A 19972-nucleotide genomic window follows, 5' to 3' on the forward strand; every position below is an offset into this window, starting at 1 on the left:
ACAGAAAAAGCAGACACACGTCCGAATGATAATTTCTTTCTTTTTGGAAAGGTTTCTCTGCACCATGCGTAGAAAAATCTTTGGAAACTGACATCGAAGAAGGCGCAAGCCCCTTCCAAAAAATAATAGAATTAAAAAAGCCCTCAACCGTTCTGCGTTCGAGGGCTTTAACCATAAAAATAAGCTCATTTTAATTCAAATTTATTTTACTCTTAGTTTCTGACCAGGTTGAATAATATTGCCAGTCAAGCTATTAAGGCTTTTAATAGCGTTTACAGTAGTGTTATACTGCTGTGCAATTCCCCAAAGAGTTTCACCTGATTTTACAGTATGATACACAGCACCTCTTTTACTGATATTTAAAACTTGTCGAGGATAAATAGTATCGTTGGTTAGTCCATTTAAATCTTTGAGTTGCTGCACAGTCATGTTATGTCCTTGGGCAATATTCCAAAGTGTGTCGCCTTTCTTAACTGTATACGTATTTCCTCCACTGCCGGACTTCTTTTTCAATCCTAAGGCTTGAGCAATTCCATTTGCATGCCCAAGTGCAATTCGGTCCAAATAAGCATTTGATTTTAGCTTAGCTGCATCACCAGCATTATCAATAAAGCCATTTTCAGTTAATACTGCTGGCATTCTTGACTCACGTAAAACATGGAAGTTAGCGCGTTTTTTACCGCGATTAGTAAAGTCCACTTGCTTAATAATTTCTTCATGGATTTTATCACGATAAGCCGCTGTATTATTAGATACGCTGCCGTTATAAATAAAGTCCTCATAACCAACACCGCCGCCTGCATTGATATGAACAGATACGAAAAGATTAGCTCCCCATCTGTTAGCTTCATTGGTACGTGCAGCTAATGAAACTGTTTTATCTGTAGTACGGCTCATACGGATAGAATGCCCTTCATAGTCGCGATTTAAAATACTACGAACTTTTAAAGCAATTGTTAAAGTAACATTTTTCTCCTGCAGACCATTTCCTGTTGTTCCTGGATCTGTACCACCATGTCCTGGGTCTAAATAAATTTTACTCATTAAACATCTCCTCCTACTATTTTTTATTTAAAAAGTGGCTTGCCCGTTTGGACTAGCCACCTGATTAATCAATAATTTTGTTGTAAAATTCCTTACTCATTTTCCTTTGTACTAAATTCTTTTCTCATTTCCTCTGGCAAGGTTTAGAAACTATTGTCAATTGTCTTTAATTTTTCGGCTAGATTAATTGGTACCAATACATCCAACTGGCCTTATTTTCTAAAATAGACAAACCTCGTTTGCATTATAAAATAGGATCTCCGCATAAGTGAGCACCCATTTAAACCTAATATCTGATCTGCAATGTTTGCCAAGATAATCACTACAAGTACAACCACCTTTCGTGCATATCCAAACAGTGACTTCCCAGTATATAAATGTTGGTTTTTCCAAGATTTGAAATCTCTAATGTTCATGCCCAATGCCATCAATAATAGTAAGTGAAGAAATTTTACATCTCCAATATCTAAGTTCATCTTCTTGCCCTATTTCGAGTTGGACTTTCTCGTGTTTCCCCAAAAGAAAAAGCACCCCGATTAGGATGCTTATACGTAAAATTTTTGTTAATTAATTGCATTCATGATGCCGCAAAACGCGCATGGAGCAATCTCTGTAAAGTCTATTATCGATCTGTTATATACACAGTTTTTTTCCACAATTGAAGCACTTATTAGAAGGAAAAACCGAATCACCTAAACTTTTCTAATGAGACTCTTCCATAAACAGTAATATATATTAGCTGGAATAAGTATGCAAGTTCTCTTCTCATACTGAGCTTTTCTGAATGGATAAAATGGATTAATCTAATTTTGTATTTAAATCTGAGTCGTTTTCGAGCATCTCATAGAGCTTTAAAAATTGTTCGTCTGTTGTTAACAGGTTATTATCTACGATTTCCTGCGCATCTTTTCTTGCTGTTTCTAATGCCCGGTAATCATGTACCATATCTGCAACTTTGAATTCAGGTATCCCGCTTTGCTTTTTGCCAAAAAAGTCACCTGGCCCACGAAGCTGTAAATCTCTTTCTGCCAGTTCAAAGCCATTATTCGTTTCTGTCATGATGCTCATTCTTTCTTTACCGACTTCATTTTTCGGTTCAGCAATTAAAATACAGTAGCTTTGCTTATCTCCTCTTCCAACTCTTCCACGCAGCTGGTGAAGCTGAGATAACCCAAAACGCTCTGCATCATAAATAACCATAATCGTTGCATTCGGCACATTCACACCAACTTCTACAACTGTCGTAGAAACCAGGACCTGGATTTCATTTTCTGCAAACTCTTTCATTACTTGATCTTTTTCTTCCGCAGGCAAACGTCCATGCATTAAACCGACTTGTATTTCTTCAGGAAAATATTCTGCAAGCTGATGATACAGATCAACAGCATTCTGAATGTCTAATTTATCAGATTCCTCTATTAGCGGACTGATAATATAGGCTTGTTCCCCCATAGCCACATGCTTTTCGATGAAGTTTAAAATCCTTTCAAACATATTTTCTTTTACCCATAGTGTCTCTATTTCTTTTCTGCCAGCTGGCATTTCATCAATAATAGAAACATCCATATCGCCAAAAGCTGTAATTGCTAATGTTCTAGGGATTGGTGTTGCCGTCATAAATAACACATCAGGGTTTAGACCTTTATCTCTTAACGTTCTTCTTTGTTCTACACCAAAGCGATGCTGTTCATCGACGATAACAGTGCCTAAATCATTAAAAATGACTTCATCCTGGATCAATGCATGTGTACCTATAAGAATATCAATCTCGCCCATTTCAAGTCCTGCGAGTATTTCTCGCCTGTCTCGAATTTTCACAGAACCGGTAAGAAGTTTAATATTCGCAAAATCACCAAATAACTCACATAATGATTGGTAATGCTGCTCAGCAAGTATTTCTGTCGGCACCATTAATGCTCCTTGTTTTCCAGCAGTCAATGTTGCATATAAACAAATAGCGGCCACAGCTGTTTTACCTGAACCAACATCTCCTTGAAGCAAGCGATTCATCCGAAAAGGAGATTGCATATCAATTAATATTTCCTTCAATGACGTTTTTTGTGCATTTGTCAGCTTGAAAGGAAACATACCGATAAACTGTTCTACCTTTTCCATATGAATAACCTGGGCATTTCCCTCTGTCGCTTCACGATGTTTCTTTCTTAAAAGCTGCATTTTCAATTGGAAAAGTAAAAACTCCTCAAAAATAAATCTTCTGCGAGAATGTTTTAACTGCTCACGACCTTTCGGAAAATGAAGCATTTTTACCGTATCTTTGCGACTGGGCAGCTTATACTCCTTAAGATATTGCACTGGAAGAATTTCTTCAATTTCCTTTCCATAATCCTGCAAGGCCTGGGTAATTACTTTTTTTAATTTAAAATTGGTTATATCTCCCTTTAGAGAGTATATTGGCTGAATTTCAGCAGTTTCTTCTAAAGCTCCTTTACGATAGTTGCTCACCGTAATTTGCAGTCGATGTGCATCCCATTTACCTGTCAGTGTAACAATATCGCCTTGTTTTAATTGTTTTTTAGCGAAGGCACGGTTGAACATTACTGCCTTGACTGCAACATTTTCCACTTCAACTGTTAAAACGAGTCTGGACTTTTTTCTTCCATAAAAACTAAGGGAAGGATCATAAAGAATCCTTCCCACAATTGTGACTCTATCTTCATGAATGAGTTCATCGAGCGGCAAGATTTCAAGTACATCGTATTTATACGGTAAATAAAGAAGCACATCTTCAATTGTATAAATGCCGGCCACCGCTAATTCTTCGGCCAACTTTTTGCCTACCCCTTTAATCTTTTCCACAGATTCATTAAGCACCAAAATCACTCTTTCTACTAAGATGTTCTGGAAATCGTATTTATGAACATCTTCTTCTATACCGATAATCCGAATATTTTTTCCTTCAACAGTCTGCCTGTAGGTGTGTCTGCAAGCCCGCCTTCACCCGTTTCACGGAGGCTGGAAGGCATTTGTCTGCCAATGCGGTACATAGCTCCTATAACCTCATCACAAGGAATTCTGCTCGTCACTCCAGCTAATGCAAGATCCGCTGAGACAATTGCTTGAGACGAACCTAATGCATTACGTTTCACGCACGGAACCTCAACTAACCCCGCTACGGGATCACATACTAAACCTAGCATATTCTTTAGTGTAATCGCGAATGCTTCAGATGATTGCTGTGGGGTGCCTCCAGCCATTTCCACAATCGCAGCTGCAGCCATCGCACCCGCAGAACCTACTTCAGCCTGGCAGCCACCTGCGGCACCAGATATAAAAGCGTTATTTGCTACAACAAACCCAAATGCCCCAGCAGTGAACAAATAACGAAGCATCTGTTCACGGGTTGGATTCAATTGATTTTTAACTGCAAATAATGTTCCTGGTACACATCCGGCACTCCCCGCTGTCGGCGTTGCACAAATTGTTCCCATAGCAGCATTTACTTCATTCGTGCCCATCGCTTTACTAACAGCATCAAGAAGGATTGGTCCAGAAAGTGGTGTATGATTTTTCATATACTCTTGAACTCTTACCGCGTCTCCCCCTGTTAATCCTGTAACCGACTGTACACCTTTAAGCGACTCTTCGATGGCATTCTCCATCACCTGAAGATTTTTTTCCATTTCTTTATATACTTCTTCGCGTGTTTTATCTTTGACATCCATTTCTTGAAGTATCATTACTTCAGAAATAGGTATATTTTGCTTTTCAGCTATTTCTACAAGTTCAGCAACAGTCCGAAACATAGTCATTCTCCTCTCGTTTACTACCTGCTTATTTTGGCAATCTGAATAATGTGATCTGCTTTTTCTAATTCTGATAAAACAGCTTCATCTACATTTTGATCCACTTCAATTACCATAAGCGCTTCCTTGCCGACGTCTTTTCTATTTACTTCCATATGTCCAATATTAATTTCATGCTTTGCCAATATCTTTGTAACAGAAGCAATCGCACCAAATCTATCATTATGCATAATGAGAATTGCTGGATGATTCCCTGACAGTCTTAGAACAAAGCCATTCAGCTCTGTAATCTCAACTTTTCCGCCACCGATTGATATTCCAACAAGCTCTAATTGATCCTTCTCATCACCAATTACTAATCTCGCAGTATTTGGATGGCTTACTGCAGAAGAGTCCTCGATGAATTCTATATCTAATCCATTGTCTTTAGCGATTTCTAATGCCTTGCTCATGCGTTCATCGTCTGTTGCAAATCCGAGCAACCCTCCAGCAAGCGCAAAATCAGTCCCATGCCCTTTATACGTTTTTGCAAAAGATTCATAGAGATAAATCTTTGCCCAAGCGGGCTGTTTCCCAAATAAATTACGAGCAGCTAGTCCAATTCGTGCAGCACCAGCAGTATGTGAACTGGAGGGCCCAATCATGACAGGTCCTATAATATCGAACACAGAGTTGAATTTCATTCGTTCCACCGCCTTAAACAATTATAAATTCCTTCATAAGTATAACAAAAAACTAGCGATTAAGCATTAAACGAGAAAAACAGGAAACCAAATTTAATTTTTGGTTTCCTGTTCAAAATCAATTAGTTATACTTTAATTATTCGACTGAGAAGATATAAGCATATATTGGCTGTTCACCTTTATGGACCTCAACCTCAAGATCCTCGTGTTTCTCTTCAACAAAGCTTACAATTTCATTCGCTTCTGCTTCAGAAACATCTTCACCATACAGAATTGTCAGAATCTCATCATCCTCTGTGATTAACTGTTCTAAAAGCAATTTAACGGATTCTTGTTTGTCTTCATGTGAAACAACAATTTTCCCATCTTCTATTCCCATGAAATGATCTTTTTTAATCGTAATGCCATCAATTTGTGTGTCACGAACAGCATACGTAATTTGTCCTGTTTTCACTTCTTTACTCGCTGCAGTCATAATTTCCTGATTCTCTGAAAGTGCTGCTTCAGGATTAAAGACGAGCATTGCACTGATTCCTTGAGGTATCGTTCTTGTTGGAACAACAGCAACGTTTTCCTCAGCAATTTCAGCTGCTTGCTCTGCTGCCATTTGAATGTTTTTATTGTTAGGCAGAACAAGCACATTTTTTGCATGAGCAGCTTTGATTGCATCCGCAATATCCTGTGTGCTCGGATTCATTGTTTGTCCACCTTCAATAACTACAGATACACCAAGACTTTCAAATAATGATTTCAGCCCTTTACCCATAGCGACAGTAACAATCCCAAACTCTGCTTTTTCGGCAGATTCTTTTGTGCTCTCTTTTTTACCAACGATTGCACTATGCTGTTCACGCATATTTTCAATCTTCATATTAATCAAACTGCCGAACCGCTGACCAAGCGATAAACAATCACCTGGTGTTTCTGAGTGAACATGCACTTTCACTATCTCATCATCTGAAACCACCAGAAGGGAATCCCCTATTTCACTAAGTTCATTACGGAATGCATCTTCATCATATGGATTTTTCTCAAGCTTGTCTTCTTCAAACTTCACCATAAATTCTGTACAATAACCATAATAAATTTCTGATGTATCCATAAAGTCTTGTGTGATCTTATGATGTTCAGCATTTACCATATCTTCCATATCTACAATTGTTTCTTCGGGAAGTGCTTCTCCTTTTAGAGACGCCAGGAATCCTTCATAAATTGTTACAAGTCCCTGTCCACCTGAATCAACTACACCAACTTCTTTTAATACTGGCAATAAGTCTGGGGTTCTTTTAAGCGATGCTTTGGCCTCTGTCAAAACCTTTTCCATCAGCGCAATGATATCTGTTTCTGTCTCTGCTTCAGAAACAGCTTTAGCAGCTGCATCCTTAGCAACCGTCAGTATAGTACCCTCAACAGGTTTCATAACCGCTTTATAAGCTGTCGCTACACCCGCATCAAAAGCATTGGCGAATCCTTTAACATCAAGCTCTTCCTTTTTGTCCATTCCTTTGGCAAACCCACGAAAAACTTGCGATAGAATAACCCCTGAATTTCCTCTGGCCCCCATTAACAAACCTTTTGCCAGTGCATCCGCTACTTCAGAAATGTTCTCCGAGTTTGTTTGCTTCACTTCATTCACACCTGAAGTCATTGATAAATTCATATTTGTTCCTGTATCGCCATCTGGCACAGGAAAGACGTTTAAAGCATCAATTTTTTGAGCGTTATTAGTTAAATGATGCGCTCCCAAAAGAATCATTTTCGATAAATGATTCCCATTAAGCTTATGTAATGTCACAATATTTCCTCCTTAATAAAAATGCTTCGTTACTATTTTCGTATATGTATCAAAGACTGTTTCGATCGCTTCGCAGCTCATAAAAAAACAGTCTTGTCGTTTAAAGTCTAACAGTAAACACGCATTAATAAGTGTATAAGATGCAAATGATTGATTAATCGTTTGCTACACGTACTCCTTGAATGTAAATATTAACTGAATCAATGGATAACCCAAGTGATTGCTGTAATGTATACTTCACTTGAGATTGTACATTATTTGCTACTTCTGATATTTTTGTTCCATAGCTGACTATAATGTATAAGTCAATATGCAATTTTTCATCTTCCTGACGAACAACAATTCCACGGGAATAGTTTTCTTTCTTAAGAATCTCAGCTATTCCGTCACGGATTTGACTTTTTGAAGCCATACCAACAATCCCATAACATTCAACAGCTGTACCTCCAGCAATCGTTGCTATTACATCATTAGTAATTGTTACTTGACCGTCTTTTGTATTTAGTTCAATGGACATAATAATCCTCCTTAAACACTCTTCTATATAATTTCTACAGTGGATGATTTTAATAAGTATAGGCATTGGTATAATAACATAAGAGCATAAAGATATTCTACTACAACACGCCTTTTTTTAAAAGCAGATACTACTTAACAGCATAATTCACTAACCAGCCTTTTTAAATTTTACTCATTTGGATATATTTGGGTTTCGGCGTTCCAGTCTAAGGTTTTGTACGCAGAAATACATATTAAAATTTATAAATCGCTGTGAAAGATAGCAAAATACACCATTTAGTTTTCATCACCATAAATCAGCCCACTCGCAAGCAGATTTATGCAGGTGGACAGAAAAAAGGGTATTGAAGAGAGTTATTTGAATTTAATTGTACAGTAATTCGCCCGGATATATTCATCAAAAAAGGTAGTTAATTCATTTTCTCTTATTACAATGGCGGATTTTCATGTTTCTGTCAAGAAGTTTTTCTTTGCAGATAAAAAAGATTCGTTGCATTCTCTATTAAGTTATGATAAATTATAAAAGTATGATTAACGATATCTGTAATAGTAAGGAGGGATTGTCATGGCTAGAAAATGTGTTGTAACTGGTCGTAAAACGCGCAGTGGAAATCAACGTTCTCACGCTATGAATTCCAACAAACGTAATTGGAAAGCTAATGTACAAAAAGTACGTATCATGGTAGATGGAAAACCTAAACGTGTATATGTATCTGCACGTGCATTAAAGTCAGGAAAAGTTGAGCGCGTTTAATTATCAATAGCGTAGATACTGGGGTTTCAAGTATACTCCACAAGAAAAGCACTGGTTAGTGCTTTTTTTAATCAAAAAAATACAGCTTCTGTCTCTTAAAGGACAAAAGCTGTATTTTTTATTTATCTTTTTTAAAAACACCCATAACCACCTTGACAAATCCGCCTATAAATCTTGGGAGTTTAATCGTATAAAATTTAATAAGTTCCCCCTCCTTCGTACAACAAAGCTGTGAATCAGTAATTAATCTCGACTCTTTATTACTAATAATATGCCTCGTTCGTACGAAAAAGTACCACTTTCTTTAATAAGTTTATTAGAAATTGTTATTGTAGAACCCATCCTGATATTTGCCTTATTCAGAGGGTAATAGAAGCCTTCTAGCGTAATCCCGCTTACATATTCAGTAAAAGGTATAAATGAAACAACTGGATATGCTGCGTCTTTTTCTATCGTATGCACTCCAGGTTCTGTCCATTCAATATGATTAGAGCTATCAATAATAATTCCTTTAATTCCTTGGTTCGCAATCGTATGGAGCAGCTGGATGTTAATTAGCTCATGATCAATTCTTGCACCCGTAGCTCCAAATAATAGAATCTCATCCGTCCCTAAGGATATTGCCTTATTTATTGCCAGTTCAAAATCTGTTTCATCTTTTTCTTTAGGAAAACGTTCGAAATGAAACGCATTACTCTTTATCATTTCCAGTTCCTCTGCGTCTGTGGAATCAAAATCACCAATCGCTACATGGACAGGCAATTCATTCTTTACTAATAACAGCGCCCCGCGGTCTGCACCTATCCAGAAATCAACCTTATCTTTATATAAGGATAAATCTGGTATGAGATGCTCTGGTCCATTTCCAACAATTCCAATAGTAGTATACTTCATATGTTACGCTTCCGTTACTTCAATTATATCTTTAATAGCCTGTTTTCTATCTTTCTTATTAAACACTGCACTGCCAGCAACAAGAACATCCGCTCCTGCATCTGTACATCTTTTTGCTGTTGCAGTATTAATTCCGCCATCCATCTCTATTTCAAAGGAAAGATTCATTTCTTTTCTCCATTTATCAAGTTGCTTAATCTTGGGAATAACGCCCTCGATAAAACTTTGTCCACCAAACCCTGGGTTTACAGACATAACCAGCACAAGATCAACATTCGCAAGCACAGGAAGCAGCATCTCTGCAGGTGTCGCTGGATTAATCACTACTCCTGGCTTTGCTCCTGATTCTTTTATAAGCTGAATTGTTCGATCTAGATGGACGCAGGCTTCTTGGTGTACTGTAATAATATCGGCTCCAGCTTTTGCAAAAGCTGGAATATATTGATCTGGATTTTCTATCATTAAATGTACATCGAGCGGCAAGTTGGTCACTGGTCTAATTGCTTCAACAATCAGAGGGCCAATGGTAATATTGGGAACAAAATGTCCATCCATCACATCTACATGAATATAATCTGCCCCACCAGCTTCTACGTCTTTAATTTCCTCTCCTAATTTAGCAAAATCAGCAGAAAGAATTGAAGGTGCAATTTTAACCATTTTAATACCTCGGCTTTCTCATCTTTATTTCTTCTAGAAACTTCAAATAATTATCATAGCGAAAAGAAGCAATTTCTCCGTTTGCTACAGCTGCCTTTATCGCACATTTTGGCTCCTTCGCATGTAGACAACCACGAAACTTGCAATCCTGCATTCTAGCACGAAATTCCGGAAAACATGCAGACAGGTCCTCTGCTTCTATCTCATTAAAATCCAGAGAGCTGAAGCCCGGAGTATCTGCAACAAGCCCTTCATGGATATCAATTAACTCTACATGTCTTGTAGTATGTTTTCCTCTTCCCAGACTTTCGGAAATTTCACCCGTCTTTAAACCTAGGGTCCCATCCAGCATGTTTAAAATGGAAGATTTGCCCACACCGGATTGTCCAGCTATTACAGTAACTTCATCCTTTATATAGTGACTGACTTTTTGAAATGAATCTGCATCCTCTGTTGAAAGCAGTTCTGTTTCATAGCCGATCTCCTTGTAGACGGCTTGATATTCTTTAACTTTCTTCTTCCCATCCACTGTTAGTAAATCTAATTTGCTTATAAAAATTACTGCTTTAATTCCTTTTGATTCAATAAGCACAAGAAATCGGTCAAGCAGCGTTTGATTAAAATCAGGCGCTTTTGCAGAAGTAACGATAATTGCCTGGGTTATATTGGAAATCGGAGGACGCACTAATTCACTTGAACGTGGTTTAATTTCCATTATATATCCTTCACTTGGATCTTCATATTCGAAACTTACAAAGTCCCCAACAAGAGGAGTGATATTCTGATTACGAAATACTCCTCTGCCACGGCACTGATAGATCTGTTGATCTTCTGTTTGTACATAGTAAAAACCACTTAATGCCTTAATAATTCTTCCTTCTGCCATTTAGTCACCCTCTTCATACGAGACAACATCGCTCGTTACCATTTCGTCATCTCTTGTTATTAAGTATTCAGCATCTGCGTTTGGTGCAATGACAAGCGTGAAAGTCACTTTAGTATCTTCTGTTATTGTTCGTTCTTCATATACATCGGAAATATTGTTATCCACATCACCAATGTAAATTTTTACAACTTGCTCCACTGGGTCTGCAGGCTCGGTTCCCTCACCCTCAGAAGCTTCCTCATCTTCTTCGGTTTGGTCTCCTGTATATGGAACAGTGTAGGTGATTGTATGTGATGTCGGTGGAATTTCTTCCGGCCCAAGCGAAATATATACCTCCACGGTATCTCCTTCTTCCAGGTCTGTTCCTGTTTCAGGTGATTGACGGACCACTCGGCCTTTCTCCACTGTATTTGAATGTTCCTTATTCACGACCATTTTAAGATTATTTTTGTCAAGATATTCTCTGACCTGTTCCTCTGTCATGTTCGTTAAGTTATTTAAGCTGATTAACTCTGGTCCGATACTTACCTCAAAGATGACTCTCGTCTCACTAGGTATTACCTCCTCATCTGGTGAGGGCTGTAATTGATTTAGTATTTCGCCAGATGGACGATCAGAATGCTTTTCAACTGTAATAATATTATCCGGATCAAAGCCTTCTTCTTCAAGTATCTGTGTGACTTGACTTATATCATCTCCGACATAATCATCCATAACAATTTTTTCTTTTCCTTCACTGACTGTCAGTTTAACGGTAGATTCTTCCTTTACTGTGCGGCCGGCAGAAGGACTCATTTTAATGACAAACCCTTCTTCCACTTCATCTGATGGGGCAGACTCTTCCTCTACAATCAAATTAAGGTTTTCAAGATCCTCTTTCGCTTCAACAAATTCCCAGCCGACATAGTCTTTTAATTCAACATCCTTAGGCTTTAAGAATCCCGGTATGAATAGTAATGCAGCAACACTTCCTGCAATCAGGAGAAAAAGAATAATAAGTATAATCAGCCACTTTTTCTTTTTGGTCTTTTTGGGCTGTTTGTTTTTAGATTTCTTCTTTTTCTTGCCTTTTTCCTTTGCTTGCTCTTCGGGCGGATAGTTTTTCGTGATGCCATCCGGCGTGCTTATTATTGTATCGTCATTCTCTCCGCCTGCAAATTGATCATCAGTAATAATCGGTATTGCCCGGGTTTCCTCACCTACCTCTACAGGTGGTGTGTATGGTTCTTCATTCAATCGGTCTGGATCAAGAGCATGATCGATTGCATCTTCTAAACCATAAATTGAATCATATCGATGGAAAGGATCCTTTGCAGTTGCTTTTAAAACAACATTTTCCACACTTTGCGGAATATCCTGATTATATCTTCTGACAGAAGGTGTTTCATTTTGCAAATGTTTTAATGCAATAGAGATTGGTGATTGACCTGAAAATGGCAATCTTCCAGTCAATAATTCAAAAAATACAATTCCAATTGAATAAATGTCTGATTTTTTAGTTGCCATTCCACCTCTTGCTTGTTCTGGAGATAAATAATGTACAGAACCGAGAATAGAGTTGGTTTGCGTTAATGAGGTTGCACTTAATGCAATTGCAATCCCAAAATCAGTAACCTTTGCTTGTCCAAAACTATTAATTAATATATTTTGAGGTTTAATATCCCGGTGAACAATATCATTGTCATGCGCGTGAGCGATAGCTGAGACAATCTGATTCATAATATCCACAGCCTCGGAAACCTCAATTGGGCCATAACGCTGTATGTATTCCTTTAATGTCAGACCATCAATATACTCCATAACCATGTAGAGAATATCTTCTTCTTCCCCCACATCATAAATACTGACAATATTCGGGTGTGTTAGACTCGTGGCAGCCTGTGCCTCTCTATCAAATCGCATTGTAAATTCAGTGTCATTGACATATTCTGAACGCAATGCTTTTATAGCTACATCCCGTTCCAAAATCGTATCTCTTGCAAGATATACATCCGCCATTCCACCACTGCCAATTTTTCGGATGATTTTATAACGCTCATTTAAAAGCTGACCTTCTCTCATCCATCTTCACCCGCTCTCGGTGTTGCATCATGATGTATGATTGCTAACGATATATTATCTTCTCCTCCACGCTCATTCGCAAGGTCAATAAGCTGCTGTCCGGTTTTTTCTAGCTCTTCTTGCCTTGCAAGAAATTCTGCCAGTTCTTGATCAGTAACTTTGTTTGATAACCCATCAGAACACAGCAGCAGTTTATTCTCATGCTCCCATTCCATAGTATGAATTTCACTATTTACTGATTCTTCGGTTCCTAACGCACGAACTAAAACATTTTTTCTGGGATGGAACTCAGCATCACTGACAGAGATTTGTCCTGAACGAAGCAGTTCATTTACAAGTGAGTGATCTTCTGTAATTTGTTTAAATTCTTGATTTTTATAAATATAGCAGCGACTATCTCCAATATGAGCAATTGTAATAAATTCATCTGTACAAACAGCGATGACCACTGTAGTACCCATACCTTCAAGATTTTCTTTTTCCTTCGATTCTTTATAAACCTTCTTATTTGCTTCGAGAACTGTTTCCGTTAACCAGCTTTCCAATAGATTCGGACTTTTAAACACTTCACTAGCTTCCCATTTTTCTTTAATATAATCAGTTGCCAGCTGACTGGCAATTTCTCCACCTTGGTGTCCGCCCATGCCATCTGCCACAATGCCAAGCATTTGTCCGGCAGTATTATAAAATATACCGCCTGAATCCTCGTTATGGCTTCGGACTTGACCCACATCTGTTAGAAAATGAGCTTGCATATTGACCCCCCTTTAACCATTACCGCTTATTAGTAATTATCTTGATTATTACATAATGAAGAGCAGAAAAGAATAAATTTAGTTAACTTTTTTTAATCGCGTTAAAAAGAATCCATCCGTTTGGTGTGTTTGTGGAAATAGCTGCAGCCCATAACCAGTTATTCCTAGTGATATTTGCAGACTTTCTGGGAGTTCTTTAAAGAATTCCTCATCAATTTCAAAGTTTGGATTCAATTTCAGAAACTTCTCCACTACTTGCTCGTTCTCTGCTTTCTCAATTGTACAGGTGCTGTATATCATTAATCCATCTGATTTTAATAATTCCGCTACATGATTTAAAATATCCAGTTGGATCACTTGCAATCTATCGATATCTTCCTGAGTCTTTTCGTATTTAATTTCTGGTTTACTGCCGACTACTCCCAAACCAGAGCACGGTGCATCTACAAGAATGCGGTCAAAACTCGCATCTTCGTATCTCTCCCTTAATTTTCGGGCATCACCTTGCTCTGCATGGATAATTGTTAAGCCCAGTGTCTCCGCTTTCTCAGAAATAAGCTTTGCTTTCTTCTTATGAATGTCATGCGCATGAATTATTCCAGTATTTTGCATTTTTTCAGCAATATGTGTTGCTTTTCCTCCCGGTGCACTGCAAGAATCTAATACAGTCATACCAGGTTCTGCCTTTATCATTTCCCCCACTAACATAGAGCTCTGATCCTGAATCGTCAACATTCCCTTTTTGAATAGCTCACTAGTTAAAATGTTTCCTTTTCTAATAATAATTCCTTGTTTGGAAAGCTCGGAAGCTTGAACTTCAAAACCTTCCTTCTCTAATTCCTGCATAACTATATCTCTCGAAGCTTTCAGTGGCTGAATCCGAACAGCAATCGGTTTTTTCATTAAGGTTGCATGGCAAATTTCTTCTGTAATTTCAAAGCCATATTGCTTAACCCAGTGTTCTACAAGCCAGATCGGATAGCTTGTTTCAATAGAAAGTCTTTCCAAAGGGTCATTCACTTTTGAAAAGTCTGCCACCCCTTTACGCTGGATATTCCGAAGCACACCATTAACAAAGCCTTGAATCCCCTTATGTCCTTTTTCTTTTGCTATTTCAACTGCTTCATGAATAACTGCATGGTCAGGGACTTTATCTAAATAAACCATCTGATAGACAGACATACGAAGCAGAATCGTCACCCAGGTTTCGACTTTTTTTCTTGGGTCAACGAATTCACTAAGATAATAATCAAGCGTTATTTTTCTTTCCAAAGTTCCATAAACAATTTGTGTGAAAAGTGCCTCGTCTTTTTGATTAAGTCTTTTCGCATTTATTTCTTGGTTTAGCAGTAAATGGCTAAATCCGTTATCTTTTTCTACACGAATTAATACTTCTAATATATTTCTTCTTAATTGAGATGATTTCATATTACTCTCCTAAATGGATACCCGTTTTAATGCGTTCTGCAGAGCCTTGTAAGTAATCTCGGACAGACATTCGCTTCTTGCCGGCGGGCTGAATTTCGGTAATGCGGATTCCTTTCTGATTTCCGCACACAACCACAAAATCTTCATTATCGTTTTTCTTTACAATTTCTCCCGGGTCGCCACTATAATCCGTGTTGTCAGGTTCTCCCCACCAAATTTTCAGATTTGCCCCTTCATATGTAGTATAGGCTACAGGCCAAGGGTGTAATCCTCGAATTTGGTTAAAAATTTCAACATCGCTTTTTCGCCAATCAATCCACTCATCTTCTCTGGTAACGTTAGCCGCAAAGGTTGCTTTCGACTCGTCTTGTGTTTCTTTTAAAAGGTCATTTCGAAATAGAGCTGGCAATGTATCCATTAACAGCTCTGCACCTGCTTTTGATAATTTATCATGCATTGTTCCTACATGATCCCCTCTTTCAATTGGCACAATTACACGTGTTAACATATCTCCTGCATCAAGTTTTTCGACCATATACATAATGGTTACACCGGTCTCTTTTTTCCCTTGAATAATTGCATGATGAATTGGTGCTCCCCCGCGCAGTTCAGGAAGCAATGAAGCGTGGACATTGATTGCTCCAAAAGGCGGTGCTTCTAACAGCTCATTTGGAAGCAATTGTCCATAAGCTGCAGTAATGATTAAATCTGGATTGTACGTCAGAATTTCCTCATAATTATGCCGTAATTTTTCCGGTTGAAAGACTGGCAATCCAAGTTCAATTGCTGCCTCTTTAATTGGCGAAGGTGTAATAACTCGTTTTCTCCCTTTTGGCCGGTCAGGCTGTGTTACAACTAATACAATTTCATATTCAGATTTAGCGAGTGCATGTAAAATCGGCACTGAAAAATCTGGTGTTCCCATAAATACAATTCTTTTCATTTTATAACCTGCTTTCTTTTAATACATGCAGCTTTCTGCGCGGCTCTTACATCATATGATATGGCTGCATATCAACAATAATTTGTAAATCGTTCTTTCTTACTTCCTCTGCAAAACGTTTATTTATTTCCTGGATATATTTTCTTAAATCTGGTTCGTGCTTGTATTTTATCACGCATTGATACCGATATCTATCTTTGATCCGCGGAATTGGTGATGGTGTAGGCCCAAGAATCACTGTAGGCTGATGGACCTTTTGCTGCAGCATGCGGACAATTTGCTGTGCCGTCTGAACAACTTTTACATGATTTTGATGTGTAATTGTTATTAATGCCAAATAAAAATATGGCGGATATTTAAAGGCCCTGCGCATCGCCATTTCCTTCATATAAAATTCACTAAAATTGTATTGGCTCGCAAGCTGAATACTATAATGTTCAGGAGTGTAGGTTTGCACAATTACCTCACCTTTTAAATCATGCCTTCCCGCCCGGCCACTTACTTGCGTGAGCAGTTGAAAGGTTTTTTCAGAGGAACGGAAATCAGGAAGATGCAGCATAGAATCCGCAGTAAGTACACCAACTAAGGTGACATTTTCAAAGTCCAGCCCTTTAGCAATCATTTGTGTTCCAAGTAAAATATCTGCCTTTTTCTCTGCAAATTGATTCAAAATCTTTTCATGGGCACCTTTTCTTCTAGTTGTGTCTACATCCATACGGAGCACTCTAGCTTCGGGGATAAGCTGAGTTAATGCCTCTTCGACACGCTGTGTACCTGTACCGAAATAACGAATTAAATCACTGTTACATTCTGGACATATTGTCGGAACAGCTTCTTCATATGAGCAGTAATGGCATTTTAGTCGATTATTATTTTTATGATATGTCAACGCAATATCACAATGTGGACATTCTTTTACATGCCCGCAATCACGGCACATAATAAAAGTGGAATATCCCCTTCGATTTAACAGCAATACAATCTGTTCACCCTTAGCTAAACAGTCCGCAATCTTATCCATCAATAAACGGGAAAACATTGTCCGATTCCCTGCGTGTAATTCATTGCGCATGTCTACAGTAATAACTTCTGGCATTGGTTTATCGTTTGTTCTCTTGTTAAGTGTTGCCAGCTTATATACTCCTTTATCTGCTCGAGCAAAGGATTCTAATGTTGGTGTTGCACTTCCTAAGACTACAGGAAAATGATTGTTTTTCCCTCGTTCAATTGCAACATCACGAGCATGATAACGCGGTTGGTCCTCCTGTTTATAGCTTGTCTCATGTTCTTCATCAATAATGATAATTCCCAGATTTTCAAATGGAGAAAAAATAGCTGATCTTGCTCCAACAACAACTTGCACTTCTTTCCGCTGAATTTTCCGCCACTCATCAAATTTCTCACCAGCTGATAAGGCACTGTGCATCACGGCAACGTTTTTACCAAATCTACCTTTAAAACGATTCACCATCTGCGGCGTTAACGATATCTCGGGAACAAGCACAATCGCTTCCTTCCCTTTGTGAATGACTTCTTGAATTGCCTGCAGATAAATTTCTGTTTTACCACTTCCTGTTACCCCATGAACAAGGAAAACTTCATGTTCTTCTTGCTCGATACTTTTTAAAATCGGCTCAATTGCTTGTTCCTGTTCCTCTGTCAGCTCGAGAGGTTTTGTTCTTATAATCGAATCATCATCATAAGGGTTCCGGAAAACTTCTTTGCGGTACGTTTCCAGCAAATTTTTCTCAACTAATGTTTTTATTGTATTATTACTCGTCTGAAATTTACTTAATAATACCTTTTGTGAAATTTCTTCGGGATTTTCTATTAAATAGTCTAAAATAGCATGCTGTTTTTTTGCAGTTTTTGGCAGTTCTGCAATCGCTTCTTCCAAAAGATGAATTTCTTGTTTTGGTCTAATCATTGTTTCAAACTTTTTCGTGATTTTTGATTCGACAATATACTCGATTGCCAGATCACCAGCTTCAACTGCTTTTTTCAGCTGGTAATAACTTAATGTAGATTCTTCAAACAACTCAAAAGGAATGGCATCTCGGCCAGCAAATAAATCCTCTAATTCATGAGCTAATGCCCCATCCGCAGCACGAACAATTTCTTTTTTATATTTCGATTTTAAAACCTGAGGCAGCATGACCTGAAGTGCAGTAATCGAAAGTGATAAGGTCTGATGAGCAAGCCATTTACCTAAATCCAATAGTTCTTCTGTCAGTACAGGCACGAGGTCAAGTACTTCGGAAATCGGCTTCAATTTCTTAAATGATGACTCTGCTGTAATCTTCACCACAAACCCCATGATTTTCCTTGGCCCAAATGGGACGATTACTCGCATACCAGGTGTTAATACATGACGATAGCGTTCTGGTATCTCATAGTCAAAGGTTTGGTCGATTGCACTTGCAGGAACATCAACGATCACTTTTGCAATCTTCAATTTCTCTCATCCTTCATATCTCTTATAATGAATTGCCAAAGTTTTTTAGCAATTTCATTTTTTGTTGCAAGCGGAATTTCTTCTGATTGGTCAGATCGGTTTAAATAAGTAACAATGTTCGTATCACCCGCAAAACCCGCTCCTTCAGCTGCAACATTATTAATTACAATAGCATCAAGATTTTTCTTCTCCAGCTTCTTTCTGCCATATTCAATTACATTATCTGTTTCTGCAGCAAACCCAACAAGAAACTGGTTTTCCTTTTGTTCACCAAGTGACAGAAGAATATCCTTTGTACGCTCCATTTCAAGCGTTAAGTCACCAGCTTGTTTTTTCATTTTTCCTTTATGGACTTGTTTCGGGCGATAATCCGCCACGGCAGCAGCTTTAATCACAATATCTGCTGCCGGAAAAGCTTCATGCATCGCTTTATACATTTCCTCAGCAGAAATGACATCAATTCTATTAACGTTAGAATTATTTACTTTAACATCTGTTGGACCGGCAATAACTGTAACTTCTGCTCCAAGTTCTGCAGCTGTTTCTGCTAAACGAAAGCCCATCTTCCCTGATGAACGATTAGAAAAGAAGCGTACAGGGTCAATAATTTCCCTAGTTGGTCCTGCAGAAATGAGTACTTTCTTTCCTTGTAAAGGTTGTCCAATTTGCTGGTGTTGTTCAATTACCTCAATAATTGTCTCAGGCTCTTCCAATCTGCCTTTTCCAACATAACCACATGCTAAATACCCTGCACCTGGTTCTATAAAATGGTAACCCCATGCTTCCAGCTGCTTCATATTTTCAATTACAGCAGGGTGTGCATACATATGTACATTCATTGCAGGAGCTATATAACTATCTGCGCGGGTCGCTAATAATGCAGTTGAAAGCATGTCATCAGCAATGCCATTTGCCAGTTTTCCTATGATATTAGCTGTCGCAGGTGCAATAATTGCTATATCAGCCCAGTCTGCTATATCTATATGGGCAATTTTTTCAGGATCTTTTTCATCAAATGTATCAACGTATACAGGATTTCTTGATAACGCTTGAAAGGTTAATGCAGATACGAATTTGGTTGCATTTTCTGTCATCATTACTTTTACATTTGCGCCTTTTTGCGTTAGTTTGCTTGCCAGCGCGCAAGCCTTATAAACCGCAATTCCACCAGAGACGCCTAATAGAATATTTTTACCTCTAACCATGTTTCGAACCCCTTTCCTAGTTGCTATAAGTTTATCATATTTATATCGAATCTACATTTTTCCGCTACTTGTTTCGGTTCTTTCCCCGCCGGCATGGAATCATAATTCAACTAACACTTTCACTT

18 protein-coding genes are annotated in these 19972 nt (G+C 38.2%); 1 reads left to right on the plus strand and 17 read right to left on the minus strand.

The features are described from left to right. Positions 1-201 precede the first annotated feature (201 nt). The 7 genes from NST93_RS06260 to NST93_RS06290 form a co-directional block, all read right to left on the minus strand. Positions 202-1044, minus strand: coding sequence for an N-acetylmuramoyl-L-alanine amidase (locus NST93_RS06260; RefSeq protein WP_405102273.1), 843 nt, complete (start codon positions 1042-1044; stop codon positions 202-204). A gap of 212 nt (positions 1045-1256) precedes the next feature. Then, positions 1257-1520 carry a phage holin family protein gene (locus tag NST93_RS06265; RefSeq protein ID WP_405102275.1) on the minus strand — a complete coding sequence of 88 codons (264 nt, stop codon included), beginning with the start codon at positions 1518-1520 and terminating at the stop codon, positions 1257-1259. 322 nt (positions 1521-1842) lie between these two features. After that, entirely contained in the window at positions 1843-3876 is a 2034-nt protein-coding gene (gene recG / locus NST93_RS06270) for an ATP-dependent DNA helicase RecG (protein WP_405102277.1), read from the minus strand. Between the two features lie 56 nt (positions 3877-3932). Then, on the minus strand, positions 3933-4808 hold the full coding sequence (gene sdaAA, locus NST93_RS06275) for an L-serine ammonia-lyase, iron-sulfur-dependent, subunit alpha (protein ID WP_405102279.1): 876 nt from the start codon (positions 4806-4808) through the stop codon (positions 3933-3935). A gap of 20 nt (positions 4809-4828) precedes the next feature. Further along, complete coding sequence (gene sdaAB / locus NST93_RS06280; protein ID WP_405102281.1) at positions 4829-5491, minus strand: L-serine ammonia-lyase, iron-sulfur-dependent subunit beta; 663 nt, start codon at positions 5489-5491, stop codon at positions 4829-4831. A gap of 137 nt (positions 5492-5628) precedes the next feature. Then, positions 5629-7287 carry a DAK2 domain-containing protein gene (locus NST93_RS06285; RefSeq protein ID WP_405102283.1) on the minus strand — a complete coding sequence of 553 codons (1659 nt, stop codon included), beginning with the start codon at positions 7285-7287 and terminating at the stop codon, positions 5629-5631. A gap of 154 nt (positions 7288-7441) precedes the next feature. Further along, positions 7442-7804, minus strand: coding sequence for an Asp23/Gls24 family envelope stress response protein (locus NST93_RS06290; protein ID WP_405102285.1), 363 nt, complete (start codon positions 7802-7804; stop codon positions 7442-7444). 567 nt (positions 7805-8371) lie between these two features. Between NST93_RS06290 and rpmB the strand changes: the two genes are divergently transcribed. After that, the gene (gene rpmB, locus NST93_RS06295) at positions 8372-8560 is read left to right on the plus strand and encodes a 50S ribosomal protein L28 (protein ID WP_072886868.1); all 189 of its coding nucleotides are present in this window, start codon (positions 8372-8374) and stop codon (positions 8558-8560) included. 118 nt (positions 8561-8678) lie between these two features. Here the strand turns inward: rpmB and spoVM are convergent, their stop codons facing one another. The 10 genes from spoVM to coaBC all read right to left on the minus strand — a co-directional run bounded on the left by spoVM (position 8679) and on the right by coaBC (position 19847). Next, complete coding sequence (gene spoVM / locus NST93_RS06300; RefSeq protein ID WP_405103776.1) at positions 8679-8831, minus strand: stage V sporulation protein SpoVM; 153 nt, start codon at positions 8829-8831, stop codon at positions 8679-8681. Then, positions 8804-9454, minus strand: a complete 651-nt coding sequence (locus NST93_RS06305) for a thiamine diphosphokinase (protein WP_405102287.1) — start codon at positions 9452-9454, stop codon at positions 8804-8806. The genes spoVM and NST93_RS06305 overlap by 28 nt, the downstream gene beginning before the upstream one ends. Before the next feature lie 3 nt (positions 9455-9457). Further along, positions 9458-10114, minus strand: a complete 657-nt coding sequence (rpe, locus tag NST93_RS06310) for a ribulose-phosphate 3-epimerase (protein WP_405102289.1) — start codon at positions 10112-10114, stop codon at positions 9458-9460. Position 10115: 1 nt separating this feature from the next. Continuing rightward, entirely contained in the window at positions 10116-11000 is an 885-nt protein-coding gene (gene rsgA, locus NST93_RS06315) for a ribosome small subunit-dependent GTPase A (protein WP_405102291.1), read from the minus strand. After that, positions 11001-13061: a Stk1 family PASTA domain-containing Ser/Thr kinase gene (gene pknB / locus NST93_RS06320; RefSeq protein ID WP_405102293.1), complete on the minus strand. Its 2061-nt coding sequence runs from the start codon at positions 13059-13061 to the stop codon at positions 11001-11003. It lies immediately after the preceding gene. Beyond that, the gene (locus tag NST93_RS06325) at positions 13058-13816 is read right to left on the minus strand and encodes a Stp1/IreP family PP2C-type Ser/Thr phosphatase (RefSeq protein WP_405102295.1); all 759 of its coding nucleotides are present in this window, start codon (positions 13814-13816) and stop codon (positions 13058-13060) included. The genes pknB and NST93_RS06325 overlap by 4 nt, the downstream gene beginning before the upstream one ends. Before the next feature lie 78 nt (positions 13817-13894). Further along, positions 13895-15244 carry a 16S rRNA (cytosine(967)-C(5))-methyltransferase RsmB gene (gene rsmB / locus NST93_RS06330; RefSeq protein ID WP_405102297.1) on the minus strand — a complete coding sequence of 450 codons (1350 nt, stop codon included), beginning with the start codon at positions 15242-15244 and terminating at the stop codon, positions 13895-13897. Between the two features lies 1 nt (position 15245). Further along, positions 15246-16187, minus strand: a complete 942-nt coding sequence (gene fmt, locus NST93_RS06335) for a methionyl-tRNA formyltransferase (RefSeq protein WP_405102299.1) — start codon at positions 16185-16187, stop codon at positions 15246-15248. A gap of 46 nt (positions 16188-16233) precedes the next feature. Then, the gene (gene priA, locus NST93_RS06340) at positions 16234-18642 is read right to left on the minus strand and encodes a primosomal protein N' (RefSeq protein ID WP_405102301.1); all 2409 of its coding nucleotides are present in this window, start codon (positions 18640-18642) and stop codon (positions 16234-16236) included. Further along, positions 18639-19847 (minus strand): bifunctional phosphopantothenoylcysteine decarboxylase/phosphopantothenate--cysteine ligase CoaBC, encoded by a 1209-nt coding sequence (gene coaBC / locus NST93_RS06345; RefSeq protein WP_405102303.1) that lies wholly within the window; start codon positions 19845-19847, stop codon positions 18639-18641. The genes priA and coaBC overlap by 4 nt, the downstream gene beginning before the upstream one ends. Between the last annotated feature and the right edge of the window lie 125 nt (positions 19848-19972).

Source organism: Oceanobacillus sp. FSL H7-0719 (assembly GCF_045040795.1).
In the GTDB taxonomy this organism is placed as follows: domain Bacteria; phylum Bacillota; class Bacilli; order Bacillales; family Amphibacillaceae; genus Oceanobacillus.

What these genes read in the sequence shown, in the direction of transcription:
- NST93_RS06265 (WP_405102275.1), bottom strand. Translation starts at nt 1,520, where the DNA reads ATGAACTTAGATATTGGAGATGTAAAATTTCTTCACTTACTATTATTG.
- sdaAA (WP_405102279.1), bottom strand. Translation starts at nt 4,808, where the DNA reads ATGTTTCGGACTGTTGCTGAACTTGTAGAAATAGCTGAAAAGCAAAAT.
- rpe (WP_405102289.1), bottom strand. Translation starts at nt 10,114, where the DNA reads ATGGTTAAAATTGCACCTTCAATTCTTTCTGCTGATTTTGCTAAATTA.
- NST93_RS06305 (WP_405102287.1), bottom strand. Translation starts at nt 9,454, where the DNA reads ATGAAGTATACTACTATTGGAATTGTTGGAAATGGACCAGAGCATCTC.
- rsgA (WP_405102291.1), bottom strand. Translation starts at nt 11,000, where the DNA reads ATGGCAGAAGGAAGAATTATTAAGGCATTAAGTGGTTTTTACTATGTA.
- rsmB (WP_405102297.1), bottom strand. Translation starts at nt 15,244, where the DNA reads ATGAAATCATCTCAATTAAGAAGAAATATATTAGAAGTATTAATTCGT.
- coaBC (WP_405102303.1), bottom strand. Translation starts at nt 19,847, where the DNA reads ATGGTTAGAGGTAAAAATATTCTATTAGGCGTCTCTGGTGGAATTGCG.
- fmt (WP_405102299.1), bottom strand. Translation starts at nt 16,187, where the DNA reads ATGAAAAGAATTGTATTTATGGGAACACCAGATTTTTCAGTGCCGATT.
- NST93_RS06260 (WP_405102273.1), bottom strand. Translation starts at nt 1,044, where the DNA reads ATGAGTAAAATTTATTTAGACCCAGGACATGGTGGTACAGATCCAGGA.
- NST93_RS06290 (WP_405102285.1), bottom strand. Translation starts at nt 7,804, where the DNA reads ATGTCCATTGAACTAAATACAAAAGACGGTCAAGTAACAATTACTAAT.
- pknB (WP_405102293.1), bottom strand. Translation starts at nt 13,061, where the DNA reads ATGAGAGAAGGTCAGCTTTTAAATGAGCGTTATAAAATCATCCGAAAA.
- NST93_RS06325 (WP_405102295.1), bottom strand. Translation starts at nt 13,816, where the DNA reads ATGCAAGCTCATTTTCTAACAGATGTGGGTCAAGTCCGAAGCCATAAC.
- sdaAB (WP_405102281.1), bottom strand. Translation starts at nt 5,491, where the DNA reads ATGAAATTCAACTCTGTGTTCGATATTATAGGACCTGTCATGATTGGG.
- rpmB (WP_072886868.1), top strand. Translation starts at nt 8,372, where the DNA reads ATGGCTAGAAAATGTGTTGTAACTGGTCGTAAAACGCGCAGTGGAAAT.